The sequence below is a fragment of the Desulfurella multipotens genome (genome assembly GCF_900101285.1).
Classification (GTDB): domain Bacteria; phylum Campylobacterota_A; class Desulfurellia; order Desulfurellales; family Desulfurellaceae; genus Desulfurella; species Desulfurella acetivorans.
The window spans coordinates 66,394-83,290 of record NZ_FMYU01000003.1 but is presented as its reverse complement, the minus strand read 5'-3'; the positions used below and the strand labels follow the sequence as shown (position 1 = coordinate 83,290).

General features: G+C 30.8%; 21 protein-coding genes. 2 read left to right on the top strand and 19 right to left on the bottom strand.

The features are described from left to right. Position 1 precedes the first annotated feature (1 nt). From BLQ93_RS02475 to BLQ93_RS02395, 17 genes are all read right to left on the bottom strand, one after another. Positions 2-1,399, bottom strand: a complete 1,398-nt coding sequence (locus BLQ93_RS02475) for a tRNA nucleotidyltransferase/poly(A) polymerase-related protein (protein ID WP_092127963.1) — start codon at positions 1,397-1,399, stop codon at positions 2-4. Next, on the bottom strand, positions 1,396-2,040 hold the full coding sequence (locus BLQ93_RS02470; protein ID WP_092127961.1) for an HAD family hydrolase: 645 nt from the start codon (positions 2,038-2,040) through the stop codon (positions 1,396-1,398). Before BLQ93_RS02470 ends, BLQ93_RS02475 begins: the two co-directional genes overlap by 4 nt. After that, entirely contained in the window at positions 2,033-3,274 is a 1,242-nt protein-coding gene (fabF, locus tag BLQ93_RS02465; RefSeq protein ID WP_092127959.1) for a beta-ketoacyl-ACP synthase II, read from the bottom strand. The genes BLQ93_RS02470 and fabF overlap by 8 nt, the downstream gene beginning before the upstream one ends. A 6-nt stretch (positions 3,275-3,280) precedes the next feature. Beyond that, positions 3,281-3,520 carry an acyl carrier protein gene (acpP, locus tag BLQ93_RS02460; protein ID WP_038572357.1) on the bottom strand — a complete coding sequence of 80 codons (240 nt, stop codon included), beginning with the start codon at positions 3,518-3,520 and terminating at the stop codon, positions 3,281-3,283. A gap of 29 nt (positions 3,521-3,549) precedes the next feature. Then, complete coding sequence (gene fabG / locus BLQ93_RS02455; protein WP_092127957.1) at positions 3,550-4,293, bottom strand: 3-oxoacyl-[acyl-carrier-protein] reductase; 744 nt, start codon at positions 4,291-4,293, stop codon at positions 3,550-3,552. After that, positions 4,272-5,222: an ACP S-malonyltransferase gene (fabD, locus tag BLQ93_RS02450; RefSeq protein WP_159427474.1), complete on the bottom strand. Its 951-nt coding sequence runs from the start codon at positions 5,220-5,222 to the stop codon at positions 4,272-4,274. Before fabD ends, fabG begins: the two co-directional genes overlap by 22 nt. Position 5,223: 1 nt before the next feature. Further along, positions 5,224-6,168 carry an enoyl-[acyl-carrier-protein] reductase FabK gene (gene fabK / locus BLQ93_RS02445; protein WP_092127954.1) on the bottom strand — a complete coding sequence of 315 codons (945 nt, stop codon included), beginning with the start codon at positions 6,166-6,168 and terminating at the stop codon, positions 5,224-5,226. Positions 6,169-6,178: 10 nt separating this feature from the next. Then, positions 6,179-7,147 carry a beta-ketoacyl-ACP synthase III gene (locus BLQ93_RS02440; protein ID WP_025392144.1) on the bottom strand — a complete coding sequence of 323 codons (969 nt, stop codon included), beginning with the start codon at positions 7,145-7,147 and terminating at the stop codon, positions 6,179-6,181. Further along, positions 7,137-8,183, bottom strand: a complete 1,047-nt coding sequence (plsX, locus tag BLQ93_RS02435; protein ID WP_025392145.1) for a phosphate acyltransferase PlsX — start codon at positions 8,181-8,183, stop codon at positions 7,137-7,139. Before plsX ends, BLQ93_RS02440 begins: the two co-directional genes overlap by 11 nt. Further along, positions 8,180-8,359: a 50S ribosomal protein L32 gene (gene rpmF, locus BLQ93_RS02430; RefSeq protein WP_025392146.1), complete on the bottom strand. Its 180-nt coding sequence runs from the start codon at positions 8,357-8,359 to the stop codon at positions 8,180-8,182. The genes plsX and rpmF overlap by 4 nt, the downstream gene beginning before the upstream one ends. A 12-nt stretch (positions 8,360-8,371) precedes the next feature. Continuing rightward, a complete protein-coding gene (gene ndk / locus BLQ93_RS02425; RefSeq protein WP_092128051.1) occupies positions 8,372-8,785 on the bottom strand; it encodes a nucleoside-diphosphate kinase in 414 nt (137 codons plus the stop codon). After that, the gene (locus tag BLQ93_RS02420; protein WP_092127953.1) at positions 8,760-9,020 is read right to left on the bottom strand and encodes an FmdB family zinc ribbon protein; all 261 of its coding nucleotides are present in this window, start codon (positions 9,018-9,020) and stop codon (positions 8,760-8,762) included. The genes ndk and BLQ93_RS02420 overlap by 26 nt, the downstream gene beginning before the upstream one ends. Beyond that, entirely contained in the window at positions 9,007-9,282 is a 276-nt protein-coding gene (locus BLQ93_RS02415; RefSeq protein WP_092127952.1) for a DUF167 domain-containing protein, read from the bottom strand. Before BLQ93_RS02415 ends, BLQ93_RS02420 begins: the two co-directional genes overlap by 14 nt. 64 nt (positions 9,283-9,346) lie before the next feature. Beyond that, entirely contained in the window at positions 9,347-10,759 is a 1,413-nt protein-coding gene (wbaP, locus tag BLQ93_RS02410) for an undecaprenyl-phosphate galactose phosphotransferase WbaP (RefSeq protein ID WP_143338662.1), read from the bottom strand. After that, positions 10,749-11,594 carry a dTDP-4-dehydrorhamnose reductase gene (rfbD, locus tag BLQ93_RS02405; protein ID WP_092127948.1) on the bottom strand — a complete coding sequence of 282 codons (846 nt, stop codon included), beginning with the start codon at positions 11,592-11,594 and terminating at the stop codon, positions 10,749-10,751. Before rfbD ends, wbaP begins: the two co-directional genes overlap by 11 nt. Then, positions 11,591-12,139: a dTDP-4-dehydrorhamnose 3,5-epimerase gene (rfbC, locus tag BLQ93_RS02400; protein WP_092127946.1), complete on the bottom strand. Its 549-nt coding sequence runs from the start codon at positions 12,137-12,139 to the stop codon at positions 11,591-11,593. The genes rfbD and rfbC overlap by 4 nt, the downstream gene beginning before the upstream one ends. Positions 12,140-12,151: 12 nt before the next feature. Then, positions 12,152-12,982, bottom strand: a complete 831-nt coding sequence (locus BLQ93_RS02395; RefSeq protein ID WP_092127944.1) for a glycosyltransferase family 2 protein — start codon at positions 12,980-12,982, stop codon at positions 12,152-12,154. A gap of 122 nt (positions 12,983-13,104) precedes the next feature. On the opposite strand from BLQ93_RS02395, the gene BLQ93_RS02390 reads away from it, so the two are divergent. Then, the gene (locus BLQ93_RS02390; protein ID WP_092127942.1) at positions 13,105-13,290 is read left to right on the top strand and encodes a ferredoxin; all 186 of its coding nucleotides are present in this window, start codon (positions 13,105-13,107) and stop codon (positions 13,288-13,290) included. Positions 13,291-13,317: 27 nt separating this feature from the next. Here the strand turns inward: BLQ93_RS02390 and BLQ93_RS02385 are convergent, their stop codons facing one another. Next, positions 13,318-13,935: an MBL fold metallo-hydrolase gene (locus BLQ93_RS02385; protein WP_092127940.1), complete on the bottom strand. Its 618-nt coding sequence runs from the start codon at positions 13,933-13,935 to the stop codon at positions 13,318-13,320. An 82-nt stretch (positions 13,936-14,017) separates the two neighbouring features. Between BLQ93_RS02385 and bioB the strand changes: the two genes are divergently transcribed. Next, entirely contained in the window at positions 14,018-14,995 is a 978-nt protein-coding gene (gene bioB, locus BLQ93_RS02380) for a biotin synthase BioB (protein WP_092127938.1), read from the top strand. On the opposite strand, the gene BLQ93_RS02375 is transcribed toward bioB, so the two are convergent. Further along, complete coding sequence (locus BLQ93_RS02375) at positions 14,955-16,829, bottom strand: ATP-dependent DNA helicase (RefSeq protein ID WP_092127936.1); 1,875 nt, start codon at positions 16,827-16,829, stop codon at positions 14,955-14,957. The genes bioB and BLQ93_RS02375 overlap by 41 nt on opposite strands. Between the last annotated feature and the right edge of the window lie 68 nt (positions 16,830-16,897).

Genomic DNA, 16,897 nt, shown 5'->3' with positions numbered 1-16,897 from the left:
TTTACAAAAATTCTTTTACAAAAGCTATTGCTTCGTCTTTTGTTTTAATTTTTTGCAAAAATACATTTTTTCTAAGCAACCTAATAACTACAGATAATTTTTTATTTTCTATGCCAAGCTTAAGTATCTCATCTGATTTTAAAATTTGTGGAATTTTTAAAAAATTCAAATATCTTTGAAAATAAAAACAAGTCATGTCTTTTAAAAAATCTATAAATACTTCTCTATTTACCATTTTTATTTTGCCTTTTGCCAAAGTGTCTGCTAAAGCAAAAACAAGAAGATCCACACCATTAATGCCAAATTTATCAAAAAAATCATATAGCAGCTCGTCAGTTAAAGTATTATTTTTCCAGTTTAAAAAAAGCCTAGCAGGTTCAATATGATTTAAAATCAAAAAAATTGTAATTTTGACAATTTTCTTTTGAAAATTGTACTGTTTGGCGTATTTTTTAAAAATTTCTGCACTATAAATTTCGTGATTTTTAAATGAAATTTCGCCGTTGTCTATCTGCTTTACAAAAGGTTTTGCACAATCATGAAATAAAGCCGCTAATTTTAGTGCAATTATAATTTGTTTTCTATTACTTTTGTAATAATCAAAATAATACTCAAAACATTCTTCACCAACAATTCTTTTCATTCTCAAAATTGACCATTCAACAAAATTATAAACGTTTAAAGAATGTGATTTCACATCAAACAAATGACTTGAGCTTTGCATGCATCCATTTTCATATGCTAATTCTTCAAAAAGTTCATCGAGTAAACCAATTTTATCCATTAGCAATAAATAATTAAATGTATCATTTATAAGAAAAAACTTTTCCAGTTCCTGGGTTATTCTGTCATTTGCTATATTATGAATAAGATAAATACAACTTTTAGCTTTTTCTAAAGTGTTTTTTTCTATATCAAACTTTAGTTGTGCAGCTATGCGAAATAACCTAATTAACCTTATTGGATCGTCTTTAAATACATCAGCGCTTATACATTTAACTACACGATTTTTAATATCCCCAATACCTTTTGTTGGATCGATTATTGATTTCGTATCTAAATCAAAAGCAATTGCATTAATTGTAAAATCGCGCCTTTTTAGTTCTGAATCAAGATCATTAAAATCAAATTCTAATAAATCAACTATACAATCATTAAAAACATATCTAAAAACCCTAATTTTTTTTTCAAATAAAATATATTTTGTGTTTGTTACTTGCGAAAATTCTGCAGCTATCTTATCTATTTTACTAGATACTAAAAAGTCAAAATCAATAGGCCTTTTATTTAACAAAATATCTCTTACGGCACCACCCACTAAATAAAGTTTAACATTATATCTATCACATATTATTTTTAAAGATTTTAAAATTTGATAAGATTCAATATCAAAATTCATAAAGTTATATTTAATATATACTCGAATTTATCAAAAATAAAGTCAGGAGTAATTTTTTTTAAAATTGATTCGTTTTTATAGCCAAAACTAACCCACCCCATTTTTAGATTTGATGCTCTTGCAGCAAAGTAATCATTTTCGCTATCACCCACAAAAAGTGAACTATGTGGATTTATTTTATATTTTTTAATTAAATTTAGAATAGGTTGTGGGTCTGGTTTTTTATTTTCAAAGCTGTCTCCACCTATTATTTCTTCAAAAAAATTTTCTATTTCTAACTCATTTAATAATTTTTTGGAAAATTTTTCTAATTTATTGCTCACAACAAATAATTTATACTGTTTTGTTAATAGCTGAAGTGTAGGTTTAACGTTATTATAAAGGTAACTATTATCACAAATATGCTCGTAATAGTATGATAAAAATATTTTTAAAAACTGTTCGTAATAATCAGTTGCATTTATAGAAACTAAATAATCATTAATTAGCCTATATATTCCATTTCCTACCAATGACAATATATATTCTTTATCTAAAATTTCTAATTTAAGTTTTAAAGCAGTGGAAACCACTGCTTTTTCCAAATCTTTTTTTGAGTCTACAAGGGTTCCATCTAAGTCAAAAAATATAGCACTATCCATTAAATTTCTTGAAAACTAAAACAGCATTTGCACCACCAAAGCCAAAAGAATTTGACATAACAGCATTAACTTTCTTTTCAATAGATTTATTTGGCACATAAAATAAATCACATTCAGGATCCTGATGCTCTAAGTTTATTGTTGGTGGTATAATCGAATTTTCAATTGTCATAACACTAAAAACAGCCTCAACTCCACCTGCTGCCCCAAGTAAGTGACCTGTCATTGATTTTGTAGAACTTACAGCTAATTTATATGCATGATCTTTAAACACACTTTTGATACTTAACGTTTCAATTTTGTCGTTGAAATATGTTGATGTGCCATGAGCATTAATGTAATCAATATCTTCTGGGTTTAGTCCTGCATCATTTAAAGCCATTTGCATAGCAAAAATGGCACCCTTGCCTTCTGGATCTGGCGCAGTTATATGGTAACCATCATCACTCATACCAAACCCAACAAGTTCGGCAATAATGTTAGCATTGCGCCTTTTAGCAAATTCATATTCTTCTAAAATCAAGATACCTGCCCCTTCTCCAACAATGAAGCCATCTCTATCTTTATCAAACGGACGTGACGCTTTTTGAGGCTCATCATTCCTGGTAGAAAGTGCTTTCATATTCTGAAAACCTGCTATAGCAAGTGGCGTAATTGTAGATTCACAACCACCAGCCACCATAACGTCAGCATCACCGTACATTATATTTCTTGCTGCAAAACCTATTGCGTGCGTAGCTGATGCACAGGCTGTAACTGTTGCATAATTTGGGCCTTTAAAACCGTACTTTATAGCAATGTTGCCCCCTGCCATATTTATAACAGCAGTAGGTATAAAAAAAGGAGATACGCCTTTGTAACCTCTTTCTAACAAAGCATGATCGTATTTTTCTATTGTTCCAAGACCACCAATACCAGAACCTACACTAACACCGCACCTAAATAAATTATATTTTTCCAGTTCTAAACCAGAATGCTCTATGGCTTCTTGAGCTGCAGCTAAAGCATATAAACTAAATAAATCATACTTTTTAACTTCTTTTTTTTCTACATATTTTTCTGGCTCAAAACCTTTTACTTCAGCAGCTATTTGAACTTCAAAATTAGAAGCATCAAATCTAGTAATTTTATCAATTCCACTTATACCGTTTATTGCATTCTTATAGCTTTCTTTAGCAGACAGACCTATGGGCGATACCATCCCATAGCCTGTTACAACAACTCTTTTTTTCATAATGTTTTATTTGTTGATATGACTTTCTACATAATTTATTGCATCTTGAACAGTTAAAATTTTTTCGGCGTCTGAATCGGGAATTTCTATGCCAAATTTCTCTTCCATAGCCATAACTAGCTCAACAGTATCCAAAGAGTCCGCTCCCAGATCTTCAATAAACTTTGCTTCTGGTTTAATTTCTTCTTCTTCTACCCCAAGTTGTTCTTTAATAATTTCTTTTACCTGATCTGCAATAGATGACATCTATTTATTCCTCCTTGTACAATTATTTTTTATATAGTAAGTCCACCGCTTACGTTTATTACTTCACCTGTAATGTAACTTGACTCTTCGCTAAGTAAAAACGCAACTACATTAGCTATATCCTCGCCACTGCCAAGTCTTTTTAAAGAAATTTTATCTGTTAAAAGCTTTTTTTGTATTATATTAAGGCTCTCAGTCATGTCTGTTTCAATAAATCCAGGGGCAACTGCATTAACTCGGATATTTCTTGAACCAAGCTCCTTTGCTAAACTTTTTGTAAAACCTATTATCCCAGCCTTTGAAGCAGCGTAATTTGATTGACCTGCATTACCAAAAATACCTATAATCGAGCTAATATTTACTATCACGCCAAATTTTTGTTTTATCATGTATTTTGCAGCAATTTTGGAGCAATTAAACACACCGTATAAGTTTGTTTTTATTACTCGATCAAATTCTTCTTCTTTCATTTTAATTATCAGATTATCTGAAACGATACCCGCATTGTTTACGAGATAATCAATTGTCTTATACTTATCAACAACTTCCGCAAATGCAGCTTCAACTTCTGCGAAATTTGAAACGTCAAATTTCTTAATTTCACATTTACCCTGTTCTTTTTTTATAGTTTCGCTTAATTTCATAGCTTGTTCTTCGCTTGCATTGTAATTTATAATTACATTTAAACCTTTTTTTGCAAGCTCTACAGCAATAGCTGCTCCTATACCTTTTGAAGCTCCACTAATAATAGCTACACTGCCTTTGTAACCCATACACTTTCCTTAAATGTATTATAGCTTTTTAAATCAAAAATTCCACTAATATTTACATTTTTTATATTTCTTTTCAACATTGCAGATAAAACATCCTTTGGACCGCATTCAACGATTAATTCTATAGGATAACTCAAAGCTTTATTTACATTATCAATCCATCTTACAGGTTTTGCTATTTGATCAAGTAATGAATGTTTTATTTCATCGGGAAATTTAATGATATTTGAATTAACATTTTCTATAATAATTTTGCTAGCAGGATTTATCTTTATGCTATCAAGTATTTTTTGCATTTTTTCTACAACTGGCTCCATTAATTTACAATGAAATGGTGCTGATACATCAAGCATAATTGTTTTGCCTAAATTGTTTTCTTTTATAATTGACTGGAGTTTCTCAACACCTTTTTTATAACCAGAAACTATAATCTGCGTTGGGGCATTGTAATTTGCAATGTCACAGTAATAATCACTTTCTTTAGAAATTTCTTTACATAAATCTTCAACTTCTTTTATATTGTTACCTATTACAGCCATCATCGCACCAGTACCTATGCTGACGGCCTCTTGCATATATTTGCCACGATTGTAAACAGCAAAAACAGCATCTTCAAAACTTAAAGAGCCAGCGGCAACGAGACTTGAGTATTGCCCTAAAGAGTGCCCTGCGCTTATATCAAAATCGAATCCTAATTCTGATTTTAAAAGTTCGTAAATTGCAATTGAAGCTGTTAGTATTGCCGGTTGGGCATTTTGAGTTAAAACAAGCTCAGTTGAAGGTCCATTAAACATCAAATTACTTAAATTAAAAGGTAGTGATTCATCAGCTTTTTTTACAATTTTTTTTACTATATCAAAATTGTCATACAAATCTTTTATCATCCCTACAAACTGCGAACCCTGGCCAGTGAAAATCAAAAATTTCATATTAGGCTCCAAGTGCATTCAAATTTTCCAATGTTTTTTTTGCCTGACTGATTATATCATTTATGATTTCTTTAACAGGCTTTATATCTTTTACTAAACCAGAAATCTGACCTGCCATCACACTTCCATTTTCTACATCTCCATCTACTACAGCAAGTCTAAGCTTCCCAGAACCTAATTTTTCAATTTCTTCAATGGATGCTTCTTGTTTTTCTAATTTTTCGAACTCTCTTGCAAGTTTATTTCTAATAATTCTAACAGGATGACCCGTAGATAATCCAGTTACAACTGTATCTCGATCTTTTGCTTTAATTATAGCCTGTTTGTAATTATCTGATGCCTGGCACTCAATTGAAGCAATAAATCTTGTACCAATTTGGACACCTTTTGCACCCAAAGATAAAGCAGCCAAAAATCCTCTACCATCTGCTATGCCTCCAGCTGCTATAACAGGAATTTTCACAGCGTCTACTACTTGAGGTACAAGTGCCATAGTTGTAAGCTCGCCAATGTGTCCGCCAGATTCCATACCTTCTGCTACAACTGCTACTGCACCAATAGACTCCATACGTTTTGCTAAAGCTACAGCCCCAACTACTGGTATAACTTTAATATTGGCTTCTGCAAAAGCTTGCATGTACTTACCAGGATTTCCAGCACCAGTCGTAACAACTTTTACTTTATGCTTTATCACCAATCTAACAATTTCTTCAACATACGGCGATAACAACATTATATTTACGCCAAATGGCTTATCTGTCATTTCTTTTGCAAGTAAAATCTGGCTCTCTAACCACTGTGGCGTTGCATGACCTGCTGCTATTATACCAAGTGCACCCGCTTGACTTACACTTGAAGCTAATTTTGCATCTGAAACCCAGGCCATGCCACCTTGAAATATAGGATACTCTATGCCAAGTATATCACAAATTTCTGTTTTAAACACCTGTTGCCTCCTACCAAACAATCACGCAAGCACCCCATGTTAAACTTGCGCCAAAACTATTAAGTAAAATTTTATCATTCTTTTTAATTTTTCCCTGATTATAAGCTAAATCTAAAGCCAATGGTATAGAAGCCGCAGCAGTATTTCCATGAATGTCAAGTGCAATTTGTACTTTCTCCATAGGTAGATGTATTCTTTTTGCAACACCTTCTATAATTCTAATATTTGCTTGGTGACTAACCATTAAATCTATATCATTATAACTTAAATTGCATTTGTTTATAGCTTCTTCTGATACAGCTGCGATACTTTGCACTGCCATTTTAAATGTCTGATTGCCAAGCATTTTTATATAAATGTCATGATTATCTACAGCCTCTTTTGAACAAGGTGATAAACTGCCACCTGCTGGTATCTGCATAAGATCCGTGTAATCTCCGTCTGAGTGTAATACAATATTTAAAATACCACTATCATCATCGCTTGGCTGTAACAATACAGCAGCTGCTCCATCTCCAAAAATTACACACGTACTTCTATCTGTCCAGTCTACAAACTTACTCAATACTTCAGCACCAATTATAAGTACATTTTTTGCAACACCAGATCGTATATAAGAATCACCTACGCTTAATGCATACAAAAAACCGCTACATGCAGCATTTATATCAAAACAAAAAGCATTTTTCGCCTTAAGTTGTGATTGCACAAATAAAGCCGTAGCAGGTAAGATTTTATCCGGAGTTACTGTAGCGACTATTATTACATCGATTTCTTCTGGACTAATAACACCTTCTATGGTTTTTTTAGCTGCCATATAGGCTAGATAGCTTGTAGGTTTATCTGAAATATGACGCTCTTTAATTCCCGTTCGTTGCACAATCCATTCATTTGATGTATCAACTATTTTTTCAAGATCAAAATTTGTTAAAACTTTATCTGGCAAATAAGAACCAATAGAAACAATTTTAGATCGCATTTTCCACACCTCTTTGAATATACTTTAGCGCTGAGCATTTTTCAATAGCTTCTTCAATTTTTGTATTTATATCAAGGCTTGCAAACTTTGCAGCTTTTAAAATGGCATTTTTTATGGCATAAGCTTTACTTCTGCCATGGCTTACAATACAAGCACCATTTACACCTAATAAAGGTGCACCCCCAAATTCTGCATAATCAGTTTTCTTTTTTAACATTCTAAATGCTGGTTTTGATAATAAATAGCCAATTTTATACACCAAACTTTTAGAAATTTGTGCTTTTAAAAATTCTCCAATTATACTAGGTACAGATTCAGATGTTTTTAAAATAATATTGCCTACAAAGCCATCACATACAGCTACATCTACTTTATCTGAAAATATTTCATTACCTTCTATATTTCCGTAAAAATTTAATGCTGATGATTTAATTAAATCATAAGATTTAATTACTAGGCTATTACCTTTGCCTGGCTCAGAACCGTTGCTAATTAAGCCTATTTTTGGTTTTTGTATGCCAAGCATATGTTTAATAAAAACAGAACCCATAATACTAAATTCAAGTAAATGAATAGGCTTACAATCAACATTTGCTCCAGCGTCTAAAAGCAAAACACTGCCATTAATAGTAGGCAATAAAGCACCTATCGCAGGTCTTGAAACACCTTTTAGTTTTCCCAAAACCATCATAGCAATAGCCATAACGGCACCAGAATTTCCTGCGCTTATGAAAGCACTAGCTTCATCATGTTTAACAAGCTCCATGCCTACATGCATTGAAGAATTTCTTTTCCTTACAGCTACGCTTGGTTTATCAAACATAGTAATGACAGTTGGAGCATCTTTTATTGTAATTCTTTGTGCTAGATTTGAGCTAAAATCTTTAGAAATAATTTCTATACTTTTTTCTATCTCATGTCTTTTACCGACCAACACTATATCTAAATTAAATTCTTTGGCAGCAAGAAATGCCCCTAAGATAATTTCTTTTGGAGCATGGTCACCACCAAAGGCATCTACGACTATCGGCTTCATTCTTCAATTTTGAGAATTTCCTCATCTTTGTAGTAGCCACAAGATGGGCATACTGTATGCGGTAACTTCACAGCACCGCATCGAGGGCACTTTGCCATAGCAGGCATAGATGCTTTTTTGTGCGTTGCTCTTTTTGCAGCTCTTGAATGACAGGATTTTCTTTTTGGTTGAGCCATTTTTATCTCCTTCTATAATATTTCTATTGAACTAAAAAAATATGGTATTTCAAAATCAGCCGATTCTTTAGAGTCAGATCCATGTACAGCGTTTTCTTCTATATTTTTTCCATACAAAGCCCTGATTGTGCCACGCTGAGCTTTAGCTGGATCCGTAGCACCCATTAAATTTCTGTAATCAGCAATCGCATTTTCTTTTTCTAAAACCATAACAATTATGTTACCGCTCGACATAAATGTCGTAAGCGAGTCATAAAACGGCCTATTCTTGTGTACAATATAAAAACCTTCAGCTTGTTTTTTGGTTAAACGAATTTTTTTCATAGCTTTAATTTCAAAGCCGTTTTCTTCAAGCATAGTTATAATTTTACCGCTATAGCCAGCTTTTACTGCATCTGGTTTAATGATTGACAGCGTTTTTTCCAGCATCTTTTTGTTCTCCTTTATTAGATTCATTATTAGAATTTAGTTTTGAATTATTTTTATAATCTGTGACATACCAACCAGACCCTTTTAGCTCAAAAGATGAATGCGAAATAAGTTTTTTTAGAGTATCATTTGCACCACATACAGGGCATTTTTTTGGAGCTTTAGAACCCATCTTTTGCATTAACTCGATTTTTTGCCCACAAGCAGAGCATTTATACTCATAAATTGGCATTTTTAACCACCTTCTCTAATTTGGTATTAAAAATTTGTTCATCTATATCTATATCAAGTGTCTTTAAAGGCGACCTTTCTCCGCTTATAATTTTAATCTTAGATTTTTTTATATTAAAATAAGAAGATATTAATGAAATTAATGCTTTATTAGCCTTACCTTCGCATGCAGGCTTTGAAACTTTAACTTTCAAATATCCTCCTTCGAAACTACAGATTGAATCTTGCTTAGCATTTGCTATAACTTTCAAATGCACAATCATAAAAAAGCCAGACTACAAACTACCATAATTTTTTTTATCAGTCAATATAGAAGCTACACATTTTTTAATAAACACCTTCTTTTTTTACCACAACAACAAATGTTTTTACTATAATAATAACATCAAGCCATAAAGACCAATTAGTTACATACCAAGTATCCATTTTGATCCGAAAATCATAACTAGTATCGTTTCTACCACTTACCTGCCACAAACCGGTAAGTCCTGGATTTACCATATAGTAAAACTTGGCATATTCTCTGTAATATTTTTCAACTTCTTCTTTCACAACAGGCCGTGGACCTACAAATGACATTTCGTTTTTGATAATATTTATTATCTGCGGCAACTCATCAAGTGAAGTTTTTCTTAAAAAATTACCTACTTTAGTTATTCTAGGATCATTTTTTAACTTAAAAAACTGATTCCACTCACGTCTTAATTCTTCGTTGTTTTCAAGTAAAACCTTTAGGCGTTCTTGTGCATCTTCGTACATACTTCTAAACTTATATATTTTAATAATTTTCCCATTTTTACCAATGCGCTCATGTTTAAAAAAAATAGGGCCTTTTGATGTAGATTTTATAGCTATACTTATAAAAATTAACGCTACTAAAAATAATGGAAATATAATAACTACCAATACAAGATCGAAAACTCTTTTAAGGATTTTGTTTGCAATAGATTCTAAATTATTTTTTGTATGAATAAATAGAAGTTTCTGAGAAAAATTAAAATTAACTTTTGTATTAAAAATAGATAATCCATCGAAACTTGGTATCACTATTACATTTTTAAAGATTGTTTGAAGGCTTGTTAAATCAACCTTTGCATTGCATGCAGATATTATAAAAATAGTATCAATGCAGTTAGATTTAATTTCCGAAGAAAGTTCAATAAAAGATCTAATAACTTTTTTATCATTAATGTATTTTGTATTTGATTTTTGATCAAAAAAAGCTACGACATTATAGCCTAAATAATGTTGGCTATCTAACGATTTTTGAAATGATAATGCTTGAGAACAAGTACCGCAGATTATTACATTTTTTTGCCAGAGTTTGATTTTAAATAGAAAAAATTTTGATAATGCATGAAAAAAAGAAAATATAACTAAACCATACAACCAGAATAAAAATATCAAAAGTCTTGAAAATAATAAACTGGATTTAGTTATTGAAACTAGTGAAAGTATGATAATTACAATAATTGTTATTGAGTTAAATATTTTCTTAACATCCTCCCAAATATCATAACGTTTTGTGTAAATACCCTCATAATAAAACAAGAAAAATACAACAAAAAAAACAAAAAAATACTCATAGTAATAAGAAAACGGTTTTTTATATTGAACAATATTGAATACATTTAAAAAAATTCTTGTTTGGTGAGCTAAATATAAGCTTACTATAAAAGCAATAAAATCAAAAAAAGCTATTATTAAGATTGAAATATATTCTTTAGTTTTATTTTTCATAGTAATTTTGCAAAAAATCAATTAAAGCATTTTGCCAATCTCTAATTTCAACATTTAAATTCCTGCAAAAAAGTTCGTTTGACATAGCACTAAAAAATGGCCTATTTGCTTTAAGATTAAATATTGACCTGTCTACTGGATACAAAAATTTATTAATACCAAGCAAAGAAAGTGTTAGCTTTGCCCACTCAAATCTCGAACAAAAACCACTGTTAACCAAATGATAAACACCGCTTAAACCTTTATTTATTGCAATTAAACTATAATAAGCAATATCATAAGCACTTGTTGGAACAGAAAATTCATTATATGCAATTTTTAGATATTCATTGTTTTTACACCAACCCATAAGTTTTGATATAAAGTTGTTTTTTGAGTTACCATAAACCCAGCTGGTGCGCAAAATTAAGCATTCACTTTGAGACTGCAATAAAAATTTCTCTCCTAAAAGTTTGGATTTTCCATACTCATTTAGCGGGTTTGGACTATCATTTTCACAATACAAACCACACTTTGAACCATCAAACACATAATCAGTACTAAAATGAACAAAAAAACTGCCAAATTTTTTAGATAAATCTGTCATATGAGCTACTGAAAAAGCATTTACTTTAAAGCCTTCAAAATAATTTACCTCGCACTCATCCACTAAATTGTATGCAGAAGCATTTATAACAATTTTAGGCCTGAAGGTTTCAAATGCACTTTTTAGCTGAATATAATCTGTTACATCGCACTGTTTTCTGTTTAAAGCGATAAATTTTTTATTTTCTTTTTCGAGTTGAAATTGAAAGGCTTTTGCAAGCTGGCCATTGCCACCAAAAACCAATATCATTTGTATGCCTCAAACTCTAAAAAATTTTTAAGAAGCATATCTTTTTGTGATACGATAGGTTTTTGCACTTTCCAATCAATATTAAGCGTTTTGTCATTAAAAATCACACCATCTTCGCAGTCTGGACAATACTCATTTGAAGCTTTGTAATGGACAATTGCAGCATCACTTAACACAACAAAACCATGCAAAAAGCCTTCTGGCACATACAAAATATGCTGGTTGCTATCATTTAGCTCAAAAGATAGCCACTTACCAAATGTGTTTGAGTTTAGCCTCACATCAACTACAACATCCAGTATCTCGCCTTTGATGCATCTTACAAGCTTTGATTGTGGTTTTGGCTTTCTTTGCAAATGCAAACCTCTCACAACTCCTTTTTTTGAAAAAGAAAAATTATCTTGAAAGAAATCTTCACTAATGCCTGCTTCTAAAAACTGGCTTTTTTTATAAGTTTCTAAAAAAAAACCTCTCTCATCAAAAAATACTTTAGGTTTTATAAGCAAAACACCTTCTATATTTGCTTTTTCAAACTCAAATGGCATAAAACCTCCATTTTAAGCGATTTTGTAAGCAAAAAACTTTAATACATCTTTAAGTAAAAACTGAGGAAGCAACTCAAATCTACCTGATTTAGCAATAAAACTAAATTGATCAGTAATATAGTTTAAACCTTCTTTTGTAGTTTTACCAAAGGTTTGCATAATCCAATTTTGTGATTTATAAAACTTACCTACAGCCAGGTAACGCTCAAATTCTTCCTTTAAGCTATAATTATGGGAGTGATAGACACAAGCTTTGTTATCATAATACACAGCCCATCCTGCAAGCAAAACTTTTGCAGCCATATATACATCTTCACCAAAATCCAATTTTGGAAAACCGCCTAGACTTTGCACTACATCCTTTTTATATGCTGAAAACGAGTTAGAGTTAAATGCTAATTTTACACCATACACATCTTTTTTATCAAAAGTCTTTTTTATAGAGTAATTTGGATAATTAAAGTATCTTAAATGTTTAGAAAAAGCATCTGCATTTTTATGAGGCAATTGTCTACCATAGACAATAGCTACATCTTTTTGATCAAAATTTCTAATTAGCTTTGCAATTGAGTCTTTACACAAAATAGCATCCTGAGTTAAAAATACAACTATATTAAATTTTGCCATATCAAGGGCTAAATTTCTAGTTAAACCATGATTAAAATTTGCTCTTTTAATTACATAAACTCTATCTGTAAAAGCATTTGCAATTTTTTGCGTATTATCATCCGATGAACTATCTATTATAATAATATCTTTAACATCTTCCTGTCTTAATCTTAAAAGAACAGCAGCTATTGTTTTTTGCGCGTTTAATGTAGGAATTACAACAGATACATTCATATGAGTTCTTATAGCCTATTAACAGTAATTTTTCAAGCATTATTTTAAAATCTATACAAAGCAATTGCACTTGACACAATTGAAATAGTATAATACAATCCAAAAAAAAAGCGGAGGTTTGTATGGCAAAAGTTACAGTAGATCAGTCAACATGCATTGGTTGCGAAGTATGTGTTGATACAGCACCTGATGTATTTGAAATGGTTGATGGAAAAGCTCAGGTAAAAAATCCTGATGGCGCTCCTATTGATGTTATCAAAGAAGCAGCTGAAGCATGTCCAACTGAATCTATCAAAGTAGAAGAGTAAATAAAAAAGGGGAGGTTTTCCCCTTTTTTATTGAATAAACGGATTATTTGATAGTTCGTGTTTTATGGTTGTCTTTGGACCGTGGCCTGGGTAGACAACACATTCATCGTCTAAAGTAAGTATTTTTTTAAGTGATTTCATTAGTTGGTTATAATTTCCAGTTGGTAGGTCGTATCTGCCTATCGATTCATAAAACAATGTATCGCCACTAAAGAGCACATGGTTATCTTTGTTAAACAAACAAATTGAGCCAATAGTATGTCCAGGTGTTTCAATTACAATAAGTTTAATATTGTTAAGTTCAATTTCATCGTTTTCTTTAAGCAAAATATCGGCTTTTGGCGACTTTTTGGCATCGATCATAAATAAATGGGCATCAAGATAGGCATCTTCTAAATATTTTGCATCATTTATACCAATTGCAATGGGTATATTAAAAGCAATCTTTATATCCAGGTTAGCACCTGTATGATCAAAATGGTAATGAGTATTAACTATTAATTTTGGCTGCAAATTTTTTTCTTCTATAATTTTTATTATTTTCTTTGCATCGCTACCTGGATCAATTATTATGGCTTGCTTATTATCGTGCACTATATAACAGTTTGTTTCCAATACACCAACGACTAAAGTTTCGATTTCCATATTTTTAAATTATAACCAGCAAACAGTTGAAATTCAAATGTTAATTTTATATACTTTGCTTAATTAACAAGTTGGAGGCCTAATGCATTTAGACAAGCTTTTTGATAAAGCTCTGGAAAAAAATATAGACTTTAACAATGCAATGGATATTTTAAAAACACCACAAAATGCTATGCTGGATCTGTTTAGCGTTTCAAACAAATTAAGACAATTTTTTAAAGGAAATACAATAAGTTTGTGTTCGATTGTAAATGCAAAAAGCGGTCGTTGCAGCGAAAATTGTGCTTTTTGTGCACAATCGGCTCACTTTAATACAAATATTGAATCTTACGATTTTCTACCACCAAGTACTATTGAACAAAAAGCAAAATACATTGCAAATTATCCAGTCGAGCGTTTTAGCATAGTAACAAGTGGACTTAGCTTAAATAACAAACAGGATTTTGAAAACCTAAAAATTTCTATCAATAAGATTTCTAAATTAGCTTTGATACCTGGTGTATCTATAGGCTTGCAAACAAAAAATCAGCTTCTTGAGTTAAAAAAAGCTGGACTTTTGGAGTTTCATCACAACTTAGAAACCTCAAGGGAATTTTTTCCAAAAATCTGCACAACGCACAGCTACGATGATGATGTAAATACTGTAAAAGTTGCAAAACAGCTAGGTTTTTATGTTTGCAGCGGCGGTATATTTGGTATAGGCGAATCTTTAGAAGATAGAATTAGTCTTGCTTTTGAGCTTAAAAATTTAGATGTTGATTCTATACCCGTAAATTTTTTGATTAGTATTAAAGGTACACCACTTGAAAACCAAAAACCTCTTGAACCATTTGAAGCGTTAAAAATTATATCCATGTTCAGATTTATAATGCCAGACAAAGACATAAGAGTATGTGGTGGTAGAGAACATGTTTTAAAACAACTTCATGCGCTAGTTTTTTTTGCTGGAGCAAATGGAATAATGGTAAGTGATTATTTAACACAAAAAGGTCGCAGTATTCAAGATGATTTAGATATGATTAAGAATTTAGGCTTAAATGTAAATCCTCAACGCTTTTAATCTCAATATCAACTTCCGGGAGTGATTTCAAAAAAATTTTACCATAAGATTTTTTTAACAACCTGTTATCTGCAATAATAATAAAGCCAGTATCTTTTTTTGTTCTAATCAATCTGCCAAACCCCTGTTTGAATTTTAAAATTGCTTTTTGAAGAGAATAATCTATAAATGCATTTTTACCTTTTTGTGCAAAGTTAGCGTACTTTGCTTTTTCAATCGGGTGTGTGGGTACTTCGAAAGGTAGTTTTGTAATAATTACGCAAGATAGGTTATCTCCTTTTATATCAATTCCTTCCCAGAAACTATTTACACCAAAAAGTATAGTTTTGCTTTTAAAAAATACTTTTTGCATATTGTAGTTATCCATAAAACCTTGTTTTAAAACATTATAACCAAAATCATTGAGTAAGGTATTTGTTTTATTGTAGACTTCATTTAAAGTTTTATATGATGTAAAAAGCACTAAAATTCCTTTATTAAAGTTTGATGCAACACTCAAAACCAACTTTGCAATATCTTCTTCATAATTGTTACTTTGTGGGTTATTTATATTGTTTATTACAAAAAGTCTGGCTTGTTTTTTATAGTCAAACTCCGTTTTAAATGTTTTTTCAAATGCATCTTCTATACCCAGAATGTTTTTTATAAAACTAAAATCACCATTAATAGAAAGTGTAGCAGAAGTAAAAATTATACTTTCAACTTTTGGATATAAATTTTTTCTTAGCAAATCAGCAAAATTTAAGTTTGTGATATTGAATAACACTACGTCTTTAAATCTTTCAAGCCAGTAAACACATGATAGAGCATCTTGATTTGCAAAAGATTTAAGTATTTTGAGATTGAAATTTAATTTATCAATAATAGCTTTAAAATCAACACTAAGCTCAATGTCAATTTTGTCTTTAAAATTTACAAAATCAAATACAAGCTGTTCTTGTAATTTTAAGATATTCAGTAAATATGTCTTTGCAAACTCTTCGTCATAGTTTACGCTAAAATCAATCAAATTAGAAAGTTTTAATAATTCTTCTTTGATACCATCCATTGTCTTTGTAGCATTATTTATTAGCTCAAATAGTCTTAATTTACCCATAATATTAAAAAAATTTTTAATTGCATTTAGCTGGTCATAAAAATTAAATGATAATGTCGCAAAGCTTGTTAGATTTTTTTCAATATTATGGGCTTCATCAAAAATAATCACATCAATTGTATCAAATACTTCTCCTATCTCAAACAAATCACTAAAAACAAGGTGATGATTTGTGATAACGATATCAGCATCTTTTAGTCTTGATCTTGCATTGAAGAAAAAACAATTCCGAAATTGCGGACAAAAACGTCCCATACAAGAATCTTTATCAGATTTTATTTGTTCAAATAAACCTTCTTCAAGCAAGTCGAATTCATCTTTTGTACCATTTTTTAAACCTGATAAAAACGATTTAGGGTCATCTATATTGCTAAATATACTCGCTGCATATGCATAAAATTTTCTCTTGCAAGCATAATTTTGTCTACCAAGAGCTATTTCAAATACAATATCGTCAAAAATCTCTCTAATTACAGGTATATCTTTCAGGATAAGCTGTTTTTGAAGGTTAATAGTACTCGTTGCAATAATTGTTTTTTTCTTAAATTTTTTTGCAAATAAACTTGCTGCAACAAGATAAGCAAAACTTTTGCCAGTACCTGTTGGTGCTTCAATTAAAGCTATTTGTCCGTTTAGCATCAAATTATATATATCTTTTGACATTTCTATCTGAGATTGTCTTTTCTCGTAATTATCAACTTTCTGGCGTAGAATTTCAAAAATTTCGTCTATACACATAAAGCTAATCTAAATTAAAATAATTCTTATGTCAATAGTTAAACTTGAAAGTAGGCAAAAAAATGCTA